At 33.4% G+C, this 20829-nt stretch carries 14 protein-coding genes; 9 read left to right on the plus strand and 5 right to left on the minus strand.

All coding sequences use genetic code 11. The features are described from left to right. Positions 1 to 172 precede the first annotated feature (172 nt). The 3 genes from ABWH96_RS12950 (at position 173) to ABWH96_RS12960 (ending at position 4505) form a co-directional block, all read left to right on the plus strand. Positions 173 to 3349: a two-component regulator propeller domain-containing protein gene (locus ABWH96_RS12950; protein WP_375577952.1), complete on the plus strand. Its 3177-nt coding sequence runs from the start codon at positions 173 to 175 to the stop codon at positions 3347 to 3349. Between the two features lies 1 nt (position 3350). Continuing rightward, a complete protein-coding gene (locus ABWH96_RS12955) occupies positions 3351 to 3944 on the plus strand; it encodes a response regulator transcription factor (protein WP_375577953.1) in 594 nt (197 codons plus the stop codon). A 126-nt stretch (positions 3945 to 4070) separates the two neighbouring features. Then, the gene (locus ABWH96_RS12960; protein ID WP_375577954.1) at positions 4071 to 4505 is read left to right on the plus strand and encodes a hypothetical protein; all 435 of its coding nucleotides are present in this window, start codon (positions 4071 to 4073) and stop codon (positions 4503 to 4505) included. A 45-nt stretch (positions 4506 to 4550) separates the two neighbouring features. Here the strand turns inward: ABWH96_RS12960 and ppk1 are convergent, their stop codons facing one another. Continuing rightward, entirely contained in the window at positions 4551 to 6668 is a 2118-nt protein-coding gene (gene ppk1 / locus ABWH96_RS12965) for a polyphosphate kinase 1 (RefSeq protein ID WP_375577955.1), read from the minus strand. A gap of 227 nt (positions 6669 to 6895) precedes the next feature. On the opposite strand from ppk1, the gene ABWH96_RS12970 reads away from it, so the two are divergent. The 6 genes from ABWH96_RS12970 to ABWH96_RS12995 all read left to right on the plus strand — a co-directional run bounded on the left by ABWH96_RS12970 (position 6896) and on the right by ABWH96_RS12995 (position 13282). After that, positions 6896 to 8086, plus strand: coding sequence for a redoxin domain-containing protein (locus tag ABWH96_RS12970; protein WP_375577956.1), 1191 nt, complete (start codon positions 6896 to 6898; stop codon positions 8084 to 8086). Positions 8087 to 8418: 332 nt separating this feature from the next. Next, positions 8419 to 11373, plus strand: a complete 2955-nt coding sequence (locus tag ABWH96_RS12975; protein ID WP_375577957.1) for a M1 family metallopeptidase — start codon at positions 8419 to 8421, stop codon at positions 11371 to 11373. Between the two features lie 113 nt (positions 11374 to 11486). Further along, positions 11487 to 11675 carry a hypothetical protein gene (locus tag ABWH96_RS12980; RefSeq protein WP_375577958.1) on the plus strand — a complete coding sequence of 63 codons (189 nt, stop codon included), beginning with the start codon at positions 11487 to 11489 and terminating at the stop codon, positions 11673 to 11675. Between the two features lie 252 nt (positions 11676 to 11927). Continuing rightward, positions 11928 to 12290, plus strand: coding sequence for a PadR family transcriptional regulator (locus ABWH96_RS12985; RefSeq protein ID WP_375581484.1), 363 nt, complete (start codon positions 11928 to 11930; stop codon positions 12288 to 12290). Continuing rightward, positions 12287 to 12907 carry a hypothetical protein gene (locus ABWH96_RS12990; protein ID WP_375577959.1) on the plus strand — a complete coding sequence of 207 codons (621 nt, stop codon included), beginning with the start codon at positions 12287 to 12289 and terminating at the stop codon, positions 12905 to 12907. Before ABWH96_RS12985 ends, ABWH96_RS12990 begins: the two co-directional genes overlap by 4 nt. A 3-nt stretch (positions 12908 to 12910) precedes the next feature. After that, on the plus strand, positions 12911 to 13282 hold the full coding sequence (locus tag ABWH96_RS12995) for a hypothetical protein (protein ID WP_375577960.1): 372 nt from the start codon (positions 12911 to 12913) through the stop codon (positions 13280 to 13282). Positions 13283 to 13309: 27 nt separating this feature from the next. On the opposite strand, the gene ABWH96_RS13000 is transcribed toward ABWH96_RS12995, so the two are convergent. The 4 genes from ABWH96_RS13000 to ABWH96_RS13015 all read right to left on the minus strand — a co-directional run bounded on the left by ABWH96_RS13000 (position 13310) and on the right by ABWH96_RS13015 (position 20709). Then, complete coding sequence (locus tag ABWH96_RS13000; protein ID WP_375577961.1) at positions 13310 to 14200, minus strand: PorP/SprF family type IX secretion system membrane protein; 891 nt, start codon at positions 14198 to 14200, stop codon at positions 13310 to 13312. A 27-nt stretch (positions 14201 to 14227) separates the two neighbouring features. Then, positions 14228 to 18937, minus strand: coding sequence for a BspA family leucine-rich repeat surface protein (locus ABWH96_RS13005; protein ID WP_375577962.1), 4710 nt, complete (start codon positions 18935 to 18937; stop codon positions 14228 to 14230). Positions 18938 to 18962: 25 nt separating this feature from the next. Further along, positions 18963 to 20045, minus strand: coding sequence for an integrin alpha (locus tag ABWH96_RS13010; protein ID WP_375577963.1), 1083 nt, complete (start codon positions 20043 to 20045; stop codon positions 18963 to 18965). A 199-nt stretch (positions 20046 to 20244) separates the two neighbouring features. Beyond that, a complete protein-coding gene (locus ABWH96_RS13015) occupies positions 20245 to 20709 on the minus strand; it encodes a hypothetical protein (RefSeq protein ID WP_375577964.1) in 465 nt (154 codons plus the stop codon). Positions 20710 to 20829 lie beyond the last annotated feature (120 nt).

Below are 20829 nucleotides of genomic sequence, written 5' to 3' on the forward strand. Positions count from 1 at the left end.
TCTGACATGGCTAACTCTCCTTGTGAAGCTTTGAGTTGACCTTTGAGAATCTCTGTAGTTAACCCCTTTCCTAGCCTTAGGCTGACTTTTGTTCTCTGTAGTTAAAATATCTTCAAAAAAATACAGATTTATAGGTATTGTTTTCTAATTTAATTATTCAAATAATTGCTATATGAAAAAATACCTGAGCACAGGCTTTATTTTTCTTTTCTTTCTATCTCATTTGTTTGGCCAGCAATTCCCAATGGAGTTTAAACATCTGGATAAAGATGCAGGATTAGATCAACCTTTTCCTTATAGCATCATTCAAGATCAAAAAGGTTTTGTGTGGATTGGAGGTGAAAATGGGCTTTGGAGATATAGTGGGAGTGAATTCAAACATTTTCATCATAGTATTTCTGATAGCAATTCGTTGGCATATGATTTTGTTTGGACCCTATTTGAAGATAGTAAAGGAAATATTTGGGCAGGAACTTATGGCGGAGGACTATCAAAATATAACGCTATAAGTGATCAATTCACTAATTACACTCATAAAAAAGGAGATACCACTACCATAAGTAATAATCAAGTAAGAGGAATAGAAGAAGATCATGAAGGGAATATTTGGGTAGGGTCTAATAAAGGATTGAATAAATTGAATCCAACTACAGGGAAGTTTCGACATTATGATCTTAAGGATGGTTTAGCAGATTTAACGGTTAGAACCATCAAACTATCTAAAGATGGAGAAAAACTATTTATATGCACTGGTAAAGGCGTTAATATATTTGACTTTAAAACTCAGCAGTTTAAATTAATTGGCAAATCAACTAAAGACAAAAAAGGGCTTAGATATGATTATACTTATGATATATTGGAAACTGATGACCAGAAACTATGGGTAGCAACTGGTGCAGGTTTGGATGTAATTGATTTAAAAACTGGTGATATTGAATATATTCCTAATAATCCTGCACAGGGAAAGGGATTAAGTCATAAAGTTTGTTTTTCAATTTATGAAAGCCCTTCGAATCCTGGAAAAATATGGTTTGGTACATTAAATGGAATAAATTTCTATGATCGTTCAGAAGAAAAATTTTATTGGGTTGATAGCTACCAAAAGAATATTGACAATATAGGTGGAAATGGGATTTATAATATCTTCGAAGATAAAAATGGAGGTGTTTGGGCATCGGTAAATAATGGAGGTGTTTATTATTCTCATCCTTCATTAAATAAATTTCAGTATGAAGCATTTCTTCCGAATACAACAGATAAGTTTCTTAATAGATATACTAGTTTCACTAAACATAGTGAAGATGAATACTTAATCACTACTTATTCTGGGTTAATCATATGGAATCCAAAATCTAATAAAGCTCAATTATTCAAATTAGAAAATGGCGATCCTTCAGTCATAAACCGAATGACTCAAATTACCAAATGGAAAGAAAATGAGTATCTTATTTCAGTCTGGGGAAATTTTATTTATCATTGGAACCACCAGAAAAAAGAATTAACAGCTCTTCAGAATAATAGCGAAGATTCAAATTTAAATTTCAACTTAAGGATTTATGTAGATAGTCGTAAAAGAATTTGGTTAGGAAATAGCTTAAATGGATTGTACCAGTACGACTTAGAGAACAAAAAATTAATAGCTAGTTCTGTCAGTGACTTATCTGAAATCGAAAACAGTGGTGATGAATATGTAAAATACATCACAGAAGATAGCGAAAACAGGTTATGGGTGGGTACAGCTGATGGCTTACATCTTTATAATGAAACAAAACAAACATTTTCTAAGATTGAAGCATCTGAAAAAGAAGGTCATTTAAGTAATGGGAACATCAATCATATTGCAAAAAGTAATAAAAACGGATTATGGATAAGTACTGAAGTTGGATTGAATTTCTTTAACTTTTCTGATAGTAGTTTTACTCGCTATTTCAAACAAGACGGATTATCATCAAATGTTATAAGTGGTGCTATTGAAGACGATAATGGAAATGTATGGGTTTCTACTGCATCAGGCTTAGATAAAATGAATAATGAAAATAAGTTCTCCAATTATAATCAAAATGACGGGCTAAGGGAAGAATATTTTATTTTTGGATCCGCCTTTAAGGATAATGATGGGAAACTATATTTTGGAACTTCAAGGGAAATAATTCACTTTCATCCAGATAGCATTAAATACAATAAAAATCCTCCAACACCTTATTTTGACCAACTAACTATCAATAATGAAAAGGTCAACCTTAGAACAAGGCCTGACATCCTAAGCAACTCTCTAGCCCTTACAAAAAGCATAACCATAAAACCTGAAGATTATATAATCAACTTAAATTACGATGCTTTAAATCTAATTAATGGACAAAAAAATAAATATACTCTTAAAATCGAAGGGCTGGAAGAAAATTGGCGAGCGCTAACTTCAAAAAAATCAGTCACATTAAGTAAACTCCCTCCAGGTGATTATACCATAAGATTAAAAGCTATCAATGATGAAAATATATGGAGTAAAGAGCAAGCTTCATTGGGAATAACAGTTCTACCCTATTGGTATAAATCAGTCTGGTTCAGAACCCTACTGAGTATTACAATTATATTAACAGTAGGATTGATATTAAGGTGGCGATTTAACCAAATAAGAAAAATTAATAAGAAACTAGAAAGGTTAGTTAGTAATAGGACTGAAGAGGTGATGGCTCAAAAAGAAGAAATAGAAAGCCAAAATGATAAATTACATTCAAGAAATAGTAGGATTGAACTACTTTTAAGAGAGCTAAACCATAGGATAAAGAACAACTTACAGCTTATTTCCAGCATTTTAAATCTTCATAGCCGTAGCACTGAAAATATAGATGCAAAAATGGCTCTCACCGAAGGAAAATTGAGGATGCAGGCATTGTCTTTATTGCATCAAAAGCTTTACATGACTGAAAAATATACAGAGGTTAATTGTAAAGATTATATAAATGAATTGATTGATTATCTATCTATTGCTTTTAAAAGCAACTATTCAGATGTTCATTTTAACCTAGATATTGACAATTTTAAATTAAACTTAGACCAAGCTGTTCCTTTGGGATTGATCCTCAACGAATTGGTGACCAACTCATTAAAGCATAGCGGAAAGGATGACTTGATAATTGACTTCACTGCCAAAAAAGATAAGGATAATATCTGTATTACCCTGAAAGATAATGGAGATGGAATCAGTCAGGAACAGTTTGAAAATAGTAGCTCATTTGGCATCAGTATGGTTAAATCGTTAATTGATCAAATAGATGGCGAATTTAGTGTAGGTTGTAAAGGTGGGCCTCATTTCAAACTTGAGTTTAGGAGCAAGGAAACCGAATTGTAAGATGAAAGCCTATAAAAATATATTGATTATTGAAGATGAGTTATTAATTGCTCAGGATCTCTCCTACCTCTTAGAAGATTTAGGTTTTAAATGCGTGGGCATTGCTAAAAATTTTGAAAGAGCCATGTTTTTATTTAACACCAATGATGTTCACCTTATTCTCTGTGATATTAATATTGATGGAGATAAAGATGGAATAGAAACCATTTTTGAGCTAAACAAAATTAGGAATGTTCCCACCATATATCTTTCAGCCTATTCTGATCACGAATTGATTACCAGAACTACTGACACATCTACTTATGGTTATCTCGTTAAACCTTATAATGAAAGAAGCTTAGATGTAGCCATTAATTTGGCGTTAAATAAATTTTATCAAAATGATTTTAAAGCTGTAAATGATGACTTTCTATCAAATTTTACTTCTCGCGAAATTGAAATAATTAAACTATTGGCAGCAGGAAAATCTAGTTCTGAAATAGCAGACATACTTTTTATAAGCCCTCAAACAGTATCAAAACATAGAAGCAATATTTTAAAAAAATCAGGCTGTAAGAGTTCAACTGAATTATTACATCAGTATTATAAGCAATAATTTTTCAATAAGACTTAAAATTCAGCTGTTTAGTCGAATAATGAGTAAAGAAATACTTGAATAGTGCTATTCTTAAAAATAATTTTTTAACTTATTTCTTGAATTGTAGTAATAAATCAGGTTGATATGCGGTTATATACTCATCCAAAGCTTAGAATAACAGTCGAAGAAATCAATAATATTCCCTATATCAAGGAAGTTTGGAGAGGTATTTTAAACCCTGTAGTATTCAGAGATTTAATAGATACTTCTTTAGATATTTACGCCAAAGAAATCAAAAAACACAAAATCACTGGCCAGGAAAAATTCTTATTATATGCCGATGTTACGGAATTAGAAATGATCAGACAGGAAGAAATAACCTGGTTGGATACTGAAATTAATCCTCAATATGAAAAATTGGGATTTACCCATCAGGCTGTGTTGTCTCCGATTACTTTAATAGCTGCAAATAAGGTGGATGAATACAATACCGATGATGAAAATGCATCCTTTATCACCAAAGTATTCAGAGATCATAAAAAGGCTTTAAAATGGTTTTTGGATGATTCCAAAATATAAATGTCTCTATTAATAACCCCATAATTAATCATTATATTATTAAATTCATTCAAACAACTTCACATCCTCTATCAGCTCAGGGGTAACTTTAAAGAATTCTTCATGTATATTGAATGCAGGCTCTCCGTTTCTGTCAAGCTCTTTGTAGAAGCTCTCTTCATTCATTTCATAGGAGTTTACATTATCCCATAAATTATACCTTAGGATATTCATGACTTGCCTTTTCAAGGTCTCATCTACTATTAAGAATAAAGACTCCAATCTTCTTTCAAATGAACGAACCATCATATCAGCACTTCCGCCATATACTTTTGGCTCTCCATTATTATGGAAATAATAAATTCTGGAATGTTCCAAATAATTTCCGACTATTGACCTCACTGTTATATTGTCACTCAAGCCCTTTCTTCCTGGTCTTAGGCAGCAAATACCTCTTACGATCAATTTAATCCTTACCCCTGCTTGAGAGGCTGCATATAATTCTTCAATGGTTTCTTTATCTTCCAAAGAATTGATTTTGATACAAATACCTGAAGGCAAACCTGCTTTGGCATTTTCAGCTTCTTGCTGGATCAAATGAATCAAGCGGGTTCGCATGTCTTTAGGAGCAGTAATCAATCGCTCATATTCATGTGGTAAGCTATGACCAGTAATTACATTAAAGAACTCAGAAATATCCTGAGCATAAACTTCATCAGTAGTCATCAGACCAATATCCGTATATAACCTAGCTGTTTCTTCATTATAATTACCACTAGCCATATGTAAATAGCGGGTTACTTTCTCTTTTTCCTTACGGACAATCATCAAAAGCTTAGTATGCGTCTTATAACGACTTATTCCATAAATCACAAAGCAACCAGCTTTTTGTAGTCTTTTTGCTTCCCTTATATTATTCTCTTCATCAAATCTAGCTTTAACTTCAAATAGAACGGAAACGTGAATTCCATTTTCAGCGGCTTTAAGTAAGGCATTGGTAATTCTTGAATCTTCTGCTAAGCGATAAATGGTGAGTTTTATGGACAAGACTTTTGGATCTTCAGCAGCTCTTTCCAACATATCAATAACCGGCTCAATATTATTGTATGGATGATGCAACAATATGTCCCTATCTTTTAATATCTCGAAAATATTATCTGAATCAGATTTATGTTCCGGAAATGCTAAAGGCGGAACCGGGTCTGGAGTAGACGGTATTTTATCTTTAAATTCAGTATGCTTAATGATTTGCCATAGGGCACTATAATCTACCAAATCACCTTTCTTGAATTTAAAAATATTGTCTTTGTCGATTTCCCAACGGTCACAAAGGATTTTCATCATCCATTTATCGTAATCCTTATCGATTTCAATACGCACTACCCTACCAGTTTTTCGAGTTTTAAGCTTTTTGCGCATTTCTTCCAAGAAATTAGCTTCAATGTCATCACTTTCTTCTAAGGTGAAATCTCCGTTCCTTGTAATTCGGAAAAGGTTTACAGATAGAATTTCTATATTTCTAAAAAGCTTATCAATATTGGCTTTCACCAACTCTTCAATAGGTATAAAAAAGATTTTATCATCTCTTTCAACTTCATAAAAACGCTGGATATTCTGTGGAATCTGTATAAATGAAAGTTTCTTATTATCCTTTTTCTCTCCGAAAGAACGGGTTACCACTGAGAAAATAAGTAGTTTATTCATCAAAATCGGGAAGGTGTGATAATTATCATAGACCATAGGCGTCAGCATAGGGAATATGATTTTATCGAAAAAACTGTTCGCTTTCTTTAGTTCGGCTGGAGTTAGATCACTTAGTTCAGCAATTTTGAAGTTGTTTTCTTCAAAAATTGGCTCAAGCTCCTCTTCAAAAAGCTTGTTTTGTGATTTTACAAAATTCTGACATTCTGTTAATAATTTCTTCCTGAATGGTAATTCTCGTAAACCTGAGTAATCAATCCTTTCTCTTCCATAATCAATGTAATTATAGAGTGAGCCTACACGAATCATGAAAAACTCATCTAAATTAGAGGCGGTGATAGCTAAGAATTTCAGTCTATCAAATATGTTTCGATCGGGCTTACGTGCCAAATCCAATACTCTATAATTGAACTGCAACCAGCTTAAATCTCGGCTAACTAAATTACTTTTATTAATTAAGGATGTTATTCTATCTATTGCCATGGATAATGTTTCAATTTCTAAATTTAAAAAGCTTTTAGCTTATTTGTTCGATAAAGAAGAAAATTTTAGTTTGGGGTTTGAACTCAACCTTAAACAACAAATTAAAGAAAATGCGCCTAATTATAAGCTTAATTTGTATTAATCTATTGTTAATCTGCCAAACTCAAGCACAAAAGAAAACGAAAATTAAGTTTTCAACAAATGAATGGCAAAATGAAACGCTGATTTTGGAAAAAACCGATCAGCATTTTATTCCAGAATATTATGCTTTTAAAGAAATTCAACCTCAAAGTAAAGAATATGTTTTTGAATTGAAAACTGCTGATTTCTATAATTTAAGAGTTGCCGATAATACTTATGGAATTTATTTACAGCCAGGATTTAACTACAACTTAAAATTAGAAAATGGGAGGCTAGATGTAGATTCAGAAGATCCATTGAACTATTTACTGGCAGAAAACCAAAAACAGTTTGAAGATTTCCAGAAACAGAACACTAATTTATTAGGTAAGCGGAAGAAAAATTATGATCCGAATTATGAAAAATATGTTGAAGAAATTAAGAATGTAGTAGAGTCGAAAGAGCTTACAGAATATGCCGAAGATGTTATTTATTACGAACTTAAACGCAAGGAATTTAAAACATTAAAAAACAACAGTCAATTTAAAGATTTTGAAAGCAATATTATAAATAATGGTGTTTATTTGGATAACAAAGCATTCATCAGGCTTGTAAACAACATATATCCAATAAAAGCATTGATGCTATATTTGAGAGAAAGTAATACACCTCCATCTCAACCTACACCTTATTTTTTAGATGAAGCGAAATACGTTCCAAATGATGCCCTACAACAGCTTGTGGAATTAGTTACAATCAACAAATTAATTTACGGGTCATACAAATTTGAACCTAATGATAGTTTGATTAACAATACTTTGAAAAAAATACTTAATGAACCAGTAAATCCTACAATTCTAAAATTTGCTCAAGTACTCGAGGGAAAAATGAACCAGTTGAAAAAAGGAGAAAAAGTGCCGGACTTTAAATTTGAATTATTAGATCTACCTTCAAAGAAACTATCAGAATATTCCGGGCAATATGTATTGCTTGATTTTTGGTACTCCGGCTGCGCACCTTGTCTCAAAGCTGTACCAAAATTAAATGGCTTAGAAAAGGAAAATGAAAGTCTCAGTATAATTGGTATCAATCCAGTTGATACTGAAAAAAGATTTTTAAAAGCAATTGATAAATTCAATATAAAATATGCTCAAACCTTAGTGGATAAAAATTCAGAGCTACCCTCCTACTTTAATGTTGGTGGGTATCCAACTTATGTGCTGATTGGTCCTGAAGGAAAATATATGAAAGAATTTAATAGTACTAACCTAGATGAAATTCAAGGCTATTTAAAATAAATGGGAATTACTCATTTGAAACAAAAGGAAAAAGCATGCCTGATATAAAGTGAAAGCTTAATTCAGCAATTAATAAACCTATGATTACAAATAGAATAAATTTAAAGTACTTTTTCATTTTAGAGTGCTTCTATAAGTTCAATTTTAAAATTGAATAATCTTACGGCATATTCAAAATTTTAAATCATAATTTTTTCATCTATTGAAGCAGAGCTTATGAGAGACTTTTCTTTACTTTACGACTGCAGAACTTGAATACTATGTAACCTTTGCTTGTTGAAAAGCATCAAAATAGCAAGAAGACAATTATTTAAAACTTCAACTTATACCAAATGAAACGAATTATTATTTGTATTTATTTATTGACACTGACAACAACCCTTAATGCTCAGAAGAACTATTGGCAGCAAGAGGTTAATTATGAAATTGAGGTGAAACTTGATGACAAAACTCATACGCTACATGCTTATGAAGAAATAGAATATATTAATAAGTCACCTGACAAACTTAATTTTATATGGTTTCATATTTGGCCAAATGCTTATAAAAATACTAAAACAGCTTTTGCGAAACAGAAAATCACAAACGGCTTTACCCGATTTCACTTTTCTGAAGAATCAAAAAGAGGCTACATCGACAGCCTTAACTTCAAAGCAAATGAAGAGGTATTGAAATGGGAATATCATCCAAAACATAAAGATATTGCCAAAGTGTACCTGCAAAAGCCATTAGCTCCAGGTGAAAAAATAGTAATTTCCACACCTTTTAAAGTAAAGCTTCCTGCTTCTTTCTCTCGACTTGGTCACGTGGGTAAGCAATACCAAATCACGCAATGGTATCCTAAGCCTGCTGTTTATGATCAAGATGGCTGGCACCCTATGCCCTATCTTGACCAAGGCGAATTTTACTCAGAATTTGGAAGCTTTGAAGTGTCCATTACAATACCTGAAACCTATGTAGTGGGAGCAACTGGAAATTTAAAAACTGAAAAAGAAGTAAATTTTCTAGATTCCTTGGCAAAAACCGATAAAAAACACTTACTCTCAGAGGAATCTTCAGATACTAAAAAATCAAATAGTGATGATAAAGAGCCAAGAAACAGAAAATTCAAGACCATTACTTATACTCAAGATAATGTACATGATTTTGCATGGTTTGCTGATCAAACCTATGAAGTACTTAAAGGTCAAGTACAATTGCCCAACTCAGATCGTACTGTAACATTATATGCACTTTTTAATAAACAAAACTATGAAGTTTGGCAAGACATCATAGAGTATATGCATGATGCTACTTTTTATTACTCCAAATGGATTGGTGATTACCCTTATGATGTGGTTACTGTGGTAGACGGTGCACTTAGTGCTGGCGCTGGCATGGAATACCCAACCATAACTGTATTGGGAGGAAGTACTCCTTTTGGTTTGGATCAGGTTACTACACATGAAATAGGACATAATTGGTTCTACGGGATTTTAGGAAGCAATGAGCGAAAAAACCCCTGGATGGATGAGGGCATCAATTCTTTTTATGAGAATCGATATATAGAATTAAAATATCCAGAGCAGAAACTAATCAGTATGATGGGCATTGAGGAAGATGATGGGATTGGAGGATGGTTTGCCAGAACTACTCGACTTAATGATTTGGAATATGGTAAATTATCTGAATTGGCTTATTTAATTAATGCTCGTAGAAATCTTGATCAACCAATTAATTTGGCAGCAGATGATTTCACTTCCATGAATTATGGTACTATTGTTTATATGAAATCAGCCATGGCAGTAAAGCATTTAATGGAGTATTTAGGACAAGAGGAGTTTGATCGAATCATGAATTTATACTATGAGAACTGGAAATTTAAACATCCAAAACCTGAAGATTTCAAAGCACTTTTTGAAGAAGAAACCGAAAAAGACTTGAGTTGGTTTTTTGATGATCTTGTAGAAAGCACCAAAAAGATTGATTATAAAATCAGTAAAGTTAACAAAACAGAGAAAGGTTATAATGTCACAGTCAAAAATAAAGGTGACATAGTATCTCCTCTTCCAATCATAGCAATTGCTGGTCAGGATACTGTCCTAAATCGTTATGTTGAAGGAATAACACGAAAAGAAAAAATTGAAATTCCCAATACGAAGATTGATAGAGTTATTATTGACCCTGAGCATCATACGCTTGATTTATATAGAAAAGACAACCAGGTATATTTAAATCAAACATTTAAAAAATATGATGGGTTGGATATTGTCCCAATAGGAGGCGTGGAAACAGGGCCTGAAAAGCGTATCAATTTCCTACCTTCTATGGGTGCTAATACACGAGACAAGTATATGATCGGTGCAGTTTTTTATAATAATGTGGCGCCTCAGAATAAATTTAATTATGTAATCATGCCCATGTATAGTTTTGGGCTGAATCAATTAGCAGGTTCTGCAGAGCTAAATTACTCTGTTTTCCCTTCCAGCCTTTTTCAGGAAATAACTTTTGGAGGAAAAGGGAAACAATATGCTGGCTATCAAAAAGCGGAGCCGAGCATCACATTTACCTTTAAGCCAAATAAACTACGGGCAAGTCCTAAACAATGGCTAAAATTTAGATATACTGCTTTTGGTGTGGATACTGAATTACAACCCACTTATGAATCAGATTATCAAATTCTATCTGCTATTTACAATATTGAAAATGGAAATGCCCTTACAGAATATAGCTTCAATAGTGAAATTCAACATAAACCTCAGGATTTTACACTATGGAAAAACAAGGCTGTACTAAAACATCAATATCAGCAAAGAAAATTTGCTTCATTAAATTTATTTCTTGGTACATTTTTAAATAATGACAATGTCCACCCATCTTTTCTGTTAGGAATGAGCGGTAGCACTGATTACATGATGGAATCCACATTTTTAGACAGGGTACAGATCTCGAATACATTTACAGCATTTGAGCATCAGACGGACCTTGAACATGGTGGCTTTCGAGCATTCCTGCCCACTGCCTTTACCAATAATTGGCTGGCTGCTGCTAATGTGGATATAGACATGCCTTTTATCAATCTAGTTTCTCTCTATGGTGATGTAGGTGTAATTTCAAATGATGTTTATTACGGATCAGGTTTAAAAATAGATTTATTTAATGATGCACTAGGTTTCTACTTCCCATTAGTAGGTACTAATTATAATGGTGTAGTGGAAAACTTTACTAGTTTTAGGGATCATATCCGTTTTTCATTAAATCTAAAGCAAATAAACCCTTTTAATATTATTAATGACATTGGAAAATAGATTAGGAAAGGAATTATAGGAATATGGTTTGATTTCAACAGAAGGTTAAAATAAGGGTGAGCTTTTTCAGCTCACCCTTTTCTATTTAAAGAATCCTTAGCAATAGGCCTCTCATGATTAATACTACCAATCTTCAAAACCAAATAATATTTGCTCGAAGAGGGCGGGCAGGAGGACAAAAGGTGGGCCAGCGATGGTATGTAGCGATGAAGCATCTTTTTGTTCCCGAGCGTTCGGGACAAAAAGGAAAAGTAGAAACTACAAAATATAATTTTGGGTATAAATCTAGATTTAATATCTAAAACCTCAGATTTCCTCTAAATCAAAGCTTTTTGAGGTTTTAGATATGATAAAATTTCAAAAAATGAGACTTTATATTTGCTTTGAATGATAATTAGAGACACGTTTTAATTTTCAAGAGAACCCTAGCAATACATACAGGATTTTAAATTCTTCTATCGTGCTGTTTTTAGCATAATTGCACTAAAATTTAAAATCCTATGAACCTCTTTTGGAAAAAAATTAATCATTTTATTTTGATACATCGTATTATGATGTATATTTACACTATGTATTCAAAAGAATTGTTAAAAGGCACGCTAGGAGTTATCATTTTAAAGCTCCTGGAAGAAAACGGAAAAATGTACGGCTATGAAATCTGCCAAAAGGTAAAAGATATTTCTGATGGGAAGATTCTTATCAAAGATGGAAGCCTCTATCCTACTCTCCATAAACTTCTAAAAGATGGTATCTTAACCACTGAGGAAGTGAGTATTGGTAAAAGAGTAAGAAAATACTACACACTGACCCCAAAAGGAAAAGGTGAGAAAAAGATTGTAGTGAAAGAACTGGAAGATTTTATGGAAACATTGAACAAAATAGTTTTTACAGACAACAAAACCTCTCCTGCGCTATGATTACGGATGAACAATTTACTTTTATCAGCCAAAAAATCAAAAGAAGTGGGATTTCACAAAAAGAAATTCAAGATGATTTGATTGATCATTTTTGCTGTTTAGTAGAAATCGAAATGCAAAAAGGAAGTTCTTTTGAAGAGGCCTATAAAGGTGCTTACCAACAAACCACTCCAAATGGATTTGAAGAAATACAGTTTGAAACTTTCTTTTTATTAAACCATAAAAAAATAATACTTATGAAACAATTCACTTACATTTCGGGCTATTTATTTGCCCTATCGACTACAGCGGGAGCATTTTTTAAAGTAATGCATTTCCCGGGTGCTAACATTATGTTATTCTCTGGATTACTAGGTATATCATTTATTTTCTTGCCTTTATTATTGTTCAACAAATTTAAAGACAAGGTTTTTAAAGTGATGTCTGAAAAACTCAAATGGATATTTGGGACTTTAAGTTTAATGCTAATATTGGTGGGAAGCAGTTTAAGAGTACTTCATTTACCTGGAGCAATGGTTCTTTTAGGATTAGGAATGTTGACATTTGGCATTTTGTTTTTACCATTCTTATTTTTCAGAATGTTTAAGTCCAGTCAAGAAGAAGCTATCAGTAATTAATTTATGAAAAAAATTGTTTTTATATCAGCCTGGTTATTCAGTTTAATCTTTGTTGTTGGATTTCTATTCAACACATTGAAATTTCCCTACTCCTATATTTTACTTTATTTGGGAGGAACTGTAGCTGGGCTGATTTGCTACCCATTGGTTTTCTTTTATAAATGGCGAGAGCATAAATTGAATGAAAATAGATTGCTGTTTCAGTGGATTTTTGGTCAATCAGCTATTGTTATTTTTGTAATTTCCACTTGGCTCAGGTTTACTAATGGATTTTCAGCCAATATTGTATTAGGAGTTTCTTTTTCCATTATGGCTTTCGCATTCTTTCCGCTTTTATTTTATAATATGTATAAACAGTCTTTGGAAGAACTTTAAATAATGAATACTTCGAATAATATCCTATTATCTTCTAAGCCTATACCTCAAACTTATTTCATGATTATTGAAGTTTATTTTCTGCACATTAGATGAGAGAGGAATTTCATAAAAATAATTGAAGTCTAAACCGTTGATAAACTCAAATCCTACCATAAAATTCACATAGGAAATTGATCTATACCCTAGTCCAAGCCTGATTTTATCCTTTAGTTCTAAAATAGCATTACCATCTATTTGCAAGGGTGAGCCTTTAACCATTTTTATTAAACTATTCAGTTGAATTTTAGATTTAGGATTTAAAATCAATTCATATCCTGAATTTAAAAATAAGTGCCTACTTAAATTTAAATTTTGATCCTCCCAAATGGTTAAAATCTCGGGAATTGAAAGCCCAGCAAAAAACTTATTTTTACTATAATAAATGCCTAATCCAACACTAGGAGTTACTATACTGATATTCTTTTCAAAATTGGGATCATCATCAATATCCAAACTCCTGAGGTTTTCGTTAAAAAAAGACACGCCCGCTCTTAAGCCAAAGGATAAAACATGAGGATGGAAACCCCATGAGGTAAAGGAATTTTTATTTTTTGAAATCAACGAATAGGAATAGCTTCCATAAACGCCATTTGTGCTAGTAACCCCAATTTTATCACTAAAAAAATTGAGACCTAATCCTACCTTTGGACTTAAAGCCTTTCCATGTGTAGAAAAAAACATACTTCTTGGAGCTCCATCCATTCCTTGAAAGGAACCCTTTGCTGACAAATTAAATATAGGGTCAAACTCATATCCTGCCATTGCGGGATTTATAGAAAACGGATCTATTAAATAATTATAGTTCGAAGGTTGTTGCTGCGCCATACTAGAAAATGCCATTAATAGCATGCTAATTAGAATTACAAATATTCTCATAATAATGACTAATTTTTAAGGTTTGAATTATCTTTTCAGGACTATGAATCCTTCTAGTTGGGAATCTCTTTCTTGAAGATGAATTTTATAGAAATAAGTGCCTTCAGGTAATTCCCCTCCACCTAGTTTATTGTTTCTATTAGCTGTCCCATCAAATACATTATATTGATTATCATAGCCTTTAATTGCGAATACAATATTTCCCCATCGGTTATAAATCAGCACTTCATTTTTTTGGTACTCTTTTATTCCATGTATTTTCCAGATATCATTTATTCCATCGTTATCTGGTGAAAATCCTTTTGAAACCCTAATACCCTCTTCCACTTTTACTGTCATTTCGGCTTCGACTGAACATCCAAATTTATTGGTAAATACCACAGAGTAGTTAGTGCTCTTATCAGGGCTGGCTGTAGGATTTGCTATAGTTGGATTATCAAGCCCAAATGAAGGGAACCACTGATAGCTCCCCTCAGATGAAGCATTCGCATTTAGCTCTACTGATTCACCGGCATTAATTTTAACATCCTCACTTATTTCAAGTGTAGGTGAGCTTTCGCCATTCACTTTCAAATTAAAATTGCAGGATACTTTATTTCCTAACACATCTATCACCTCGATGCTCACTTCCGAATCTTCAAAAACAACTGTTCCAGCACTAGGTGATTGGGTAATACGCTCTATTTCACTACAAGCCTCTTCAACTTCAATCAATTCTGTGAAATCAGGGATGACAGCTTCACAATTTTCCGTCATGTTAATTTCCTGATCATCCAGACAAGCAATTGATAGATCGCTTCTATCTTCTAAGACATCAAATGTACAGCTTGAAGTATTTCCGGCAGCATCCTCTGCTGTTATGGTAATTAGCATACCTTCCGCGAAAGGGCTTCCAGCTGACGGGGATTGAGTAATTTTAGGATTTGAATCCCTATTATCAGTCACACTTACATATTCCCGAAAATCAGGGATTTCAGTTTCATTACAAGACAGCGTTTGAGAATCAGGGCAGGTTATTTCTGGTGCGATTGTGTCCGGACCAGAATCTACTTCAATTTGAAAACTACAGGTGGTTGAATTTCCACTTTTATCTTCAACTGTGATAGACAGCTCCATATCTTCCACAACCTCAAAACCAGCCTCAGGGCTTTGGTTAATCTTAAGATTATCATCACAATTGTCGGAAACTGAAACTTCAGCTGTATAATCTGGCAAAGACTGACCCTCTTCTAAGGTTTGGGTTTCGAGACAAGTAACTTCAGGGGCTTGTGTATCTTCACTGAATACAAAGAATTCGCAGTTAGAAGTGTTTCCAGACTTATCCTCAGCTGTAATTATAATCGTCATTCCATCAGTAAAAGAAGTACCTGCCGCTGGTGACTGTGTTATTAGCGGATCAGGATCTCTATTATCTTCTACGCTGATCATATTGGTAAAGTCAGGAATTGAATTTTGATCACAAGATACGTTCTGATCGTTTATACAGCTGATATTAGGAGGTGTTGTATCCGGTTCAGTTGTTGCAATTATTTGGAACTTACAATTTTCTATATTTCCACTTGCATCTTCAGCGGTAATGGTAATAGTTAAATCTTCGGTAACTTCTGTACCTGCCGGAATAGATTGGTGTACTTCAGGATCAGCATCACAATTATCACTTACCATCACAATCTCAGTATAGTCTGGTAAACTTTCACCAATTGTTATGGTTTGGTCTTCAATGCAAATAATAGATGGAGATGTAGAATCAGCTTCTCTATGAACTTCAAAATCACAGCTACCAACATTTCCATATACATCTTCTGCAGAAATTGTGATAGTCATACCCTCAGTAAATTCACTTCCAGCTGTAGGACTTTGTGTAACCACAGGACTTGAATCTCTATCATCCGTCACGCTAACTAAGTCAGTATAATCAGGGATTTCAGTAGCATCACAAGCTAAAGTTTGATTTTCCGGACAAGTGATTTCTGGTGCTTCTGTATCAGGAGTTACTTCAATTAAAAAAGTACAAGACTTCGTGTTTCCACTTTCGTCTTCAGCAGTTAAAGTAACAGTTGTTGCTTCCGTAAATTCAGTACCTGCTTCGGGAGACTGACTCACGGAAACATCTGAATCACAATTATCCGATAGTGTTGCATGAGATGTATAATCTGGTATATTTTCACCGGGAATTAATTCCTGATCATCAAGGCACTCAACAACAGGAGATTCGGTATCCTCTTCAAGATTAACCAAAAATTCGCAGGTAGATTCATTTCCTGCAGCATCTTTGGCTGTGATTGTAATCGTTATACCATCGGTAAAAGTACCTCCAACAGAAGGGGATTGAGTTACAACAGGATCAGAATCTCTATTATCAGAAACACTGACCAAATCTGTATAATCAGGGATTTCAGTAGCATCACAAGCTAAAGTTTGATTTTCCGGACAAGTGATTTCTGGTGCTTCTGTATCAGGAGTTACTTCTATTAAGAATGTACAAATTTTCGTATTTCCACTGGCATCCTCAGCAGTTAAAATAACAGTAGTTTCTTCTGTAAATTCAGTACCTGCTTCGGGAGACTGACTCACTGAAACATCAGAATCACAATTATCCGATAAAGTAAGAGGAGATGTATAATCCGGTATATTTTCACCGGGAATTAATTCTTGATCTTCTGGGCAGGTAATCTCCGGTTCTTCAGTATCGGCTCCGTCATTGAGTGTAATTTCTTTAGTAAAAAAGCAATCTGCTGTAGTTTCCACTTTAAGTGTGTAGGTTCCAGCTCCAATATTTTCCAGTATTGCATCCTCACCAATTAAGTCACCTTCCTCATTATACCATTTAAAGTCAACATCATGAAGTGATGAAGATCCATCCAAAATCGCATCTGAAGCTCCTGGGCAGGACACTTCCTGATTTACAGTAATAATGGCTTCATTTGTTAATTTCCCATCATCAAATATAGTCCAATTAAAATCATCTATAATCTTTTGTCTGTATACTTCAGCATCAGCATTGTAGAGTGACCATCCGCCCCAAAAAATTAAATCATTCTGAAGAGTTAGGTGGGACCATCCTTCTAATGTAGCCGAATAATTACAGGGAGAAAGTCCATTTTGATAGAAGAACGATATAAAACTTTCAACATTTGAAATATCCCAAGCTCCCAAATTTTGGTCAAAATCAGATGCTTTGTAGAAAGTACTTCTCATAGTTTCTACCTTACTCACATCCCACCCACCAATATCTTGGTTGAAATTTGAAGCTTCTGCGAACATATAATCCATTTCTGTATTCTGACTTACATCCCATTTACTTATATCTTGATTAAATGCTGAGGCTTTATAAAACATTCTTGACATGGAGATAACTTTTGACACATCCCAATCTCCAATGTCTTGATTAAATTGGCTTTCATTAAACATCCTAGCCATATTCGTTACCTTGCTTACATCCCAATCACTAATGTCCTGATTAAAAACACTAGCACCTTGGAACATGCCGTTCATATTGGTAACATTACGGACGTCCCAATTCGTAATATCTGAATTAAAGGAAGTTGCTGAATTAAATGTATAGACCATATCGGTAACATTGCTTACCTCCCAGTTATCCAAATCTTGATTAAAGCTAGATGCATTTGAAAATAGATATCTAAAATTAGTGACATTTGATACGTCCCAATCATTAATATCAGTATTGAATTGTGTAGCTCCACCAAACATAAACTCCATACTAGTTACATTCGATAAATCGGGAATATCGGTAGCAGGCATGGTCATATTAGAACATCTCAAAAACATTCTTTCCATAGAGCCCCACTGTGTAGTTCCCCATTGCTCAACCGTAAGTAATTTTTTAGAATCATTAGGATAGGAACTTGTAAAATAAAATCGATGTATTGAATTAGATATAGCTACTTTATATTTTCCAACTTCAGGAAAAGTGATGGTAGTAGTTCCTGTTAGATCTTCAAGCACTCCATTTATAGAGGGGTCAGCTAATTTTTCCCATTGAATGTCATAAGAACTAGCAGAAGCTACAAATCGGATTTGATTACTATTTGATTCACCTTCCTTTTCAGTATCCCAGGTCGTAACAAAGGCAGTTTCCGGATCAAATAAAGTCTTAATTTCTTCAAAAGAATAGATTTCACCGATATTATCAGCCTCATCCTCAAAATATAAATGCACATCATATTTTGTACTTGATTTTAAACCATCTATCAATTTAGTAATCTCAGTATTTTCAGAATTAACAGGAAATTCACCATGCATAATTGCATCCGAACCTGAGTTTATGGCTTCATAATTTACTGAATAATAGGTACTACTTTCAAAAACAGCATAATGTACCTTTCCTTTTTCTTGCGCTTTTACATTTATTAAAAAACTTTCTGTTGTGATATCCTCTATTTTAGGATAATTTTCATGAAAAGGGATTGCAAAATGATCCCCTCCAAAAACTAAATAAACATTTCTATCATCATAAGTTCTATCCGTAAAAATAAAATCTGCTTTACCGTCCCCATTAAAATCTTTTCCACCATCAATCCCTCTTCCTGTACCGTCTAAATCATCAATCAGAAACCCATTAGTTCCGTCTATAACTTCTCTATCAAATTCTACTGGAAAACCGTCTGAAGAACCATAAACGATGTTTATCATATCACTTCCTACAATTATAAAATCATCAATACCATCAAAGTTAAGATCTCCAGCAGGAGACATACTACTAACATGATCTTTCACTAAAAAACCTATATCCTCATCAAAATCAGCTTCTCAACAAGGCTGAGGGAAAAGGATCGTTCGAACCAAAAATGACATTATTTTCTGAAAAGCAATCGTCAATTCCATCTCCATTTATATCTCCTATTCCTCTTAGATGTGTGATGAAACTATTATCTCTATTATCAATTGAAAATCCATCACTTCCATCTACATCCGTAATCTCAATTAATGGGTCGAATGGCTCGTTTTTACCGAATAAAGCATAGCTGATTTTTTCTTCATCAGGGCCGCTACTGTGTGTATTCCAACTACCAATTAAGATATCATTGATTCCATCATTATTGATATCTCCTGCACCACCCACAATATAGGAAGCTCTCGAAGCAGGGAATGAAGTTGTGCTAAATCCTTTTGTTCCATCAAGGTAGGATTCGTCTATTTCAATGGGGAAATTATTGGTTCGACCAAAAACAATCCGTGCTCGGCCTGACCAGTGAGGGGTACCAATAATAAAATCATTAATTCCATCACCATTAACATCTCCTAAGCCTGCAACTGAATTACTTCCAGAAAAAGTGATTACAAAACCATTATTCCCGTCAATATCAGAAGATTCAATTAAAGCTGGAAAAGAACTTCTTCCATATAGCACTATCACATTTTGACTTGATTGATCACTTCCAATGATCACATCATCAATTCCGTCACCATTGATATCACCCACTCCTGCATTAATCCCTCCTCTTCTTTCATCTTCTGCAATTCCTTCCACCACAAAGCCGTTATCTCCATTTAAATTATTTAAATCGAAAGTATCATCAAATTCATCCTCAGTGCCGAAAACAACATATACTTTACCTGTAAAATCATTACCATCAATTACAGCATAATCGCTCGAGATGGCTATATCTTCCAAACCATCATTATTAATATCTCCAATAAAATTAACGTCATTTCCATAACTATTGGAGCCCTCTAAATCTATATTTGGAAATATTATCCCTTTCCCTCCTTTCAGTGTGCTTTTATCTAATACTGGTGGATAATTTTGTGCCGAAAGATTGCTTCGAAAAATCAGTAAAAAAATAAGAGTAAAAAATTGTATTAAGAGTAGTAGTTTGTTCATCGTTAAAAAGGTTCTGATTTAGATTAAAATCTATCTGTGCTAATAGTCAAATCATTTACATTTGAACAGAAGCAAATCTAGGATTGGTTGGAATGGAATAAACCATCATAAAAGAGTAAGTATAAAAATCACTAAAAATGGTGAAGAGAGCGATAAGCTGATTTCAAGTTTAAATTAAAATCAGCTTCGCTTTTTCATACTAATCCTTTCCTTCTTTTTCCATCTGTCTTTTGTATTGATCATACATAAACAATGGATCCAAATTTTTCTGATAATCTGATGGGTAAATCGAAATAGGTTCTGATGGATCATCCATTAAATAGACTTTCAATACTTGATTTCCATATTGGGTATTGGAATGAAACAAAGCATAGCGATCTTTTCCAGGTATTTGGGTAGTTACATACTGATAGTCTTTGAATCTTTTTTCACTTCTCTGCCATTCCTTCTTATACTTATAAATTTTACCATCAAGTGGATCATCCACTCCAGAAATTTGAATCAACATTTCTTCATTTTCCTTCTCTCCTATTCTTAATAACTTTATTCTAAAAGTTCTAGCTCCCTTTTTACCTTCATATTGTTCGATATACTTTCCTAATTCCTGCGCTTGAATTTTTGTTGAAAGAAATAGACTTCCGAATACCATTGAAAAAAATAACATTAAATACATTTGACTTTTCATAATTACATCCATTAGTTTTAAGTTCTGATTTATTTTTATCAAAATTAGGAAAGCCACTAACTGCAAACATCATCAGATATAACCATAAAAATAAATCAC

It is taken from the genome of Marivirga tractuosa (assembly GCF_042140215.1).
Taxonomy (GTDB): Bacteria; Bacteroidota; Bacteroidia; order Cytophagales; family Cyclobacteriaceae; genus Marivirga; species Marivirga tractuosa_A.

Bases quoted from the DNA above. Each gene is read 5' to 3' on its own strand.
- ABWH96_RS13000 (WP_375577961.1), bottom strand. From the start codon at position 14,200: ATGAGAATATTTGTAATTCTAATTAGCATGCTATTAATGGCATTTTCT.
- ABWH96_RS12990 (WP_375577959.1), top strand. From the start codon at position 12,287: ATGATTACGGATGAACAATTTACTTTTATCAGCCAAAAAATCAAAAGA.
- ABWH96_RS12960 (WP_375577954.1), top strand. From the start codon at position 4,071: ATGCGGTTATATACTCATCCAAAGCTTAGAATAACAGTCGAAGAAATC.
- ABWH96_RS12985 (WP_375581484.1), top strand. From the start codon at position 11,928: ATGTATATTTACACTATGTATTCAAAAGAATTGTTAAAAGGCACGCTA.
- ABWH96_RS12950 (WP_375577952.1), top strand. From the start codon at position 173: ATGAAAAAATACCTGAGCACAGGCTTTATTTTTCTTTTCTTTCTATCT.
- ABWH96_RS13015 (WP_375577964.1), bottom strand. From the start codon at position 20,709: ATGTTATTTTTTTCAATGGTATTCGGAAGTCTATTTCTTTCAACAAAA.
- ABWH96_RS13010 (WP_375577963.1), bottom strand. From the start codon at position 20,045: ATGAACAAACTACTACTCTTAATACAATTTTTTACTCTTATTTTTTTA.
- ppk1 (WP_375577955.1), bottom strand. From the start codon at position 6,668: ATGGCAATAGATAGAATAACATCCTTAATTAATAAAAGTAATTTAGTT.
- ABWH96_RS12975 (WP_375577957.1), top strand. From the start codon at position 8,419: ATGAAACGAATTATTATTTGTATTTATTTATTGACACTGACAACAACC.
- ABWH96_RS12995 (WP_375577960.1), top strand. From the start codon at position 12,911: ATGAAAAAAATTGTTTTTATATCAGCCTGGTTATTCAGTTTAATCTTT.
- ABWH96_RS12955 (WP_375577953.1), top strand. From the start codon at position 3,351: ATGAAAGCCTATAAAAATATATTGATTATTGAAGATGAGTTATTAATT.
- ABWH96_RS12980 (WP_375577958.1), top strand. From the start codon at position 11,487: ATGATTAATACTACCAATCTTCAAAACCAAATAATATTTGCTCGAAGA.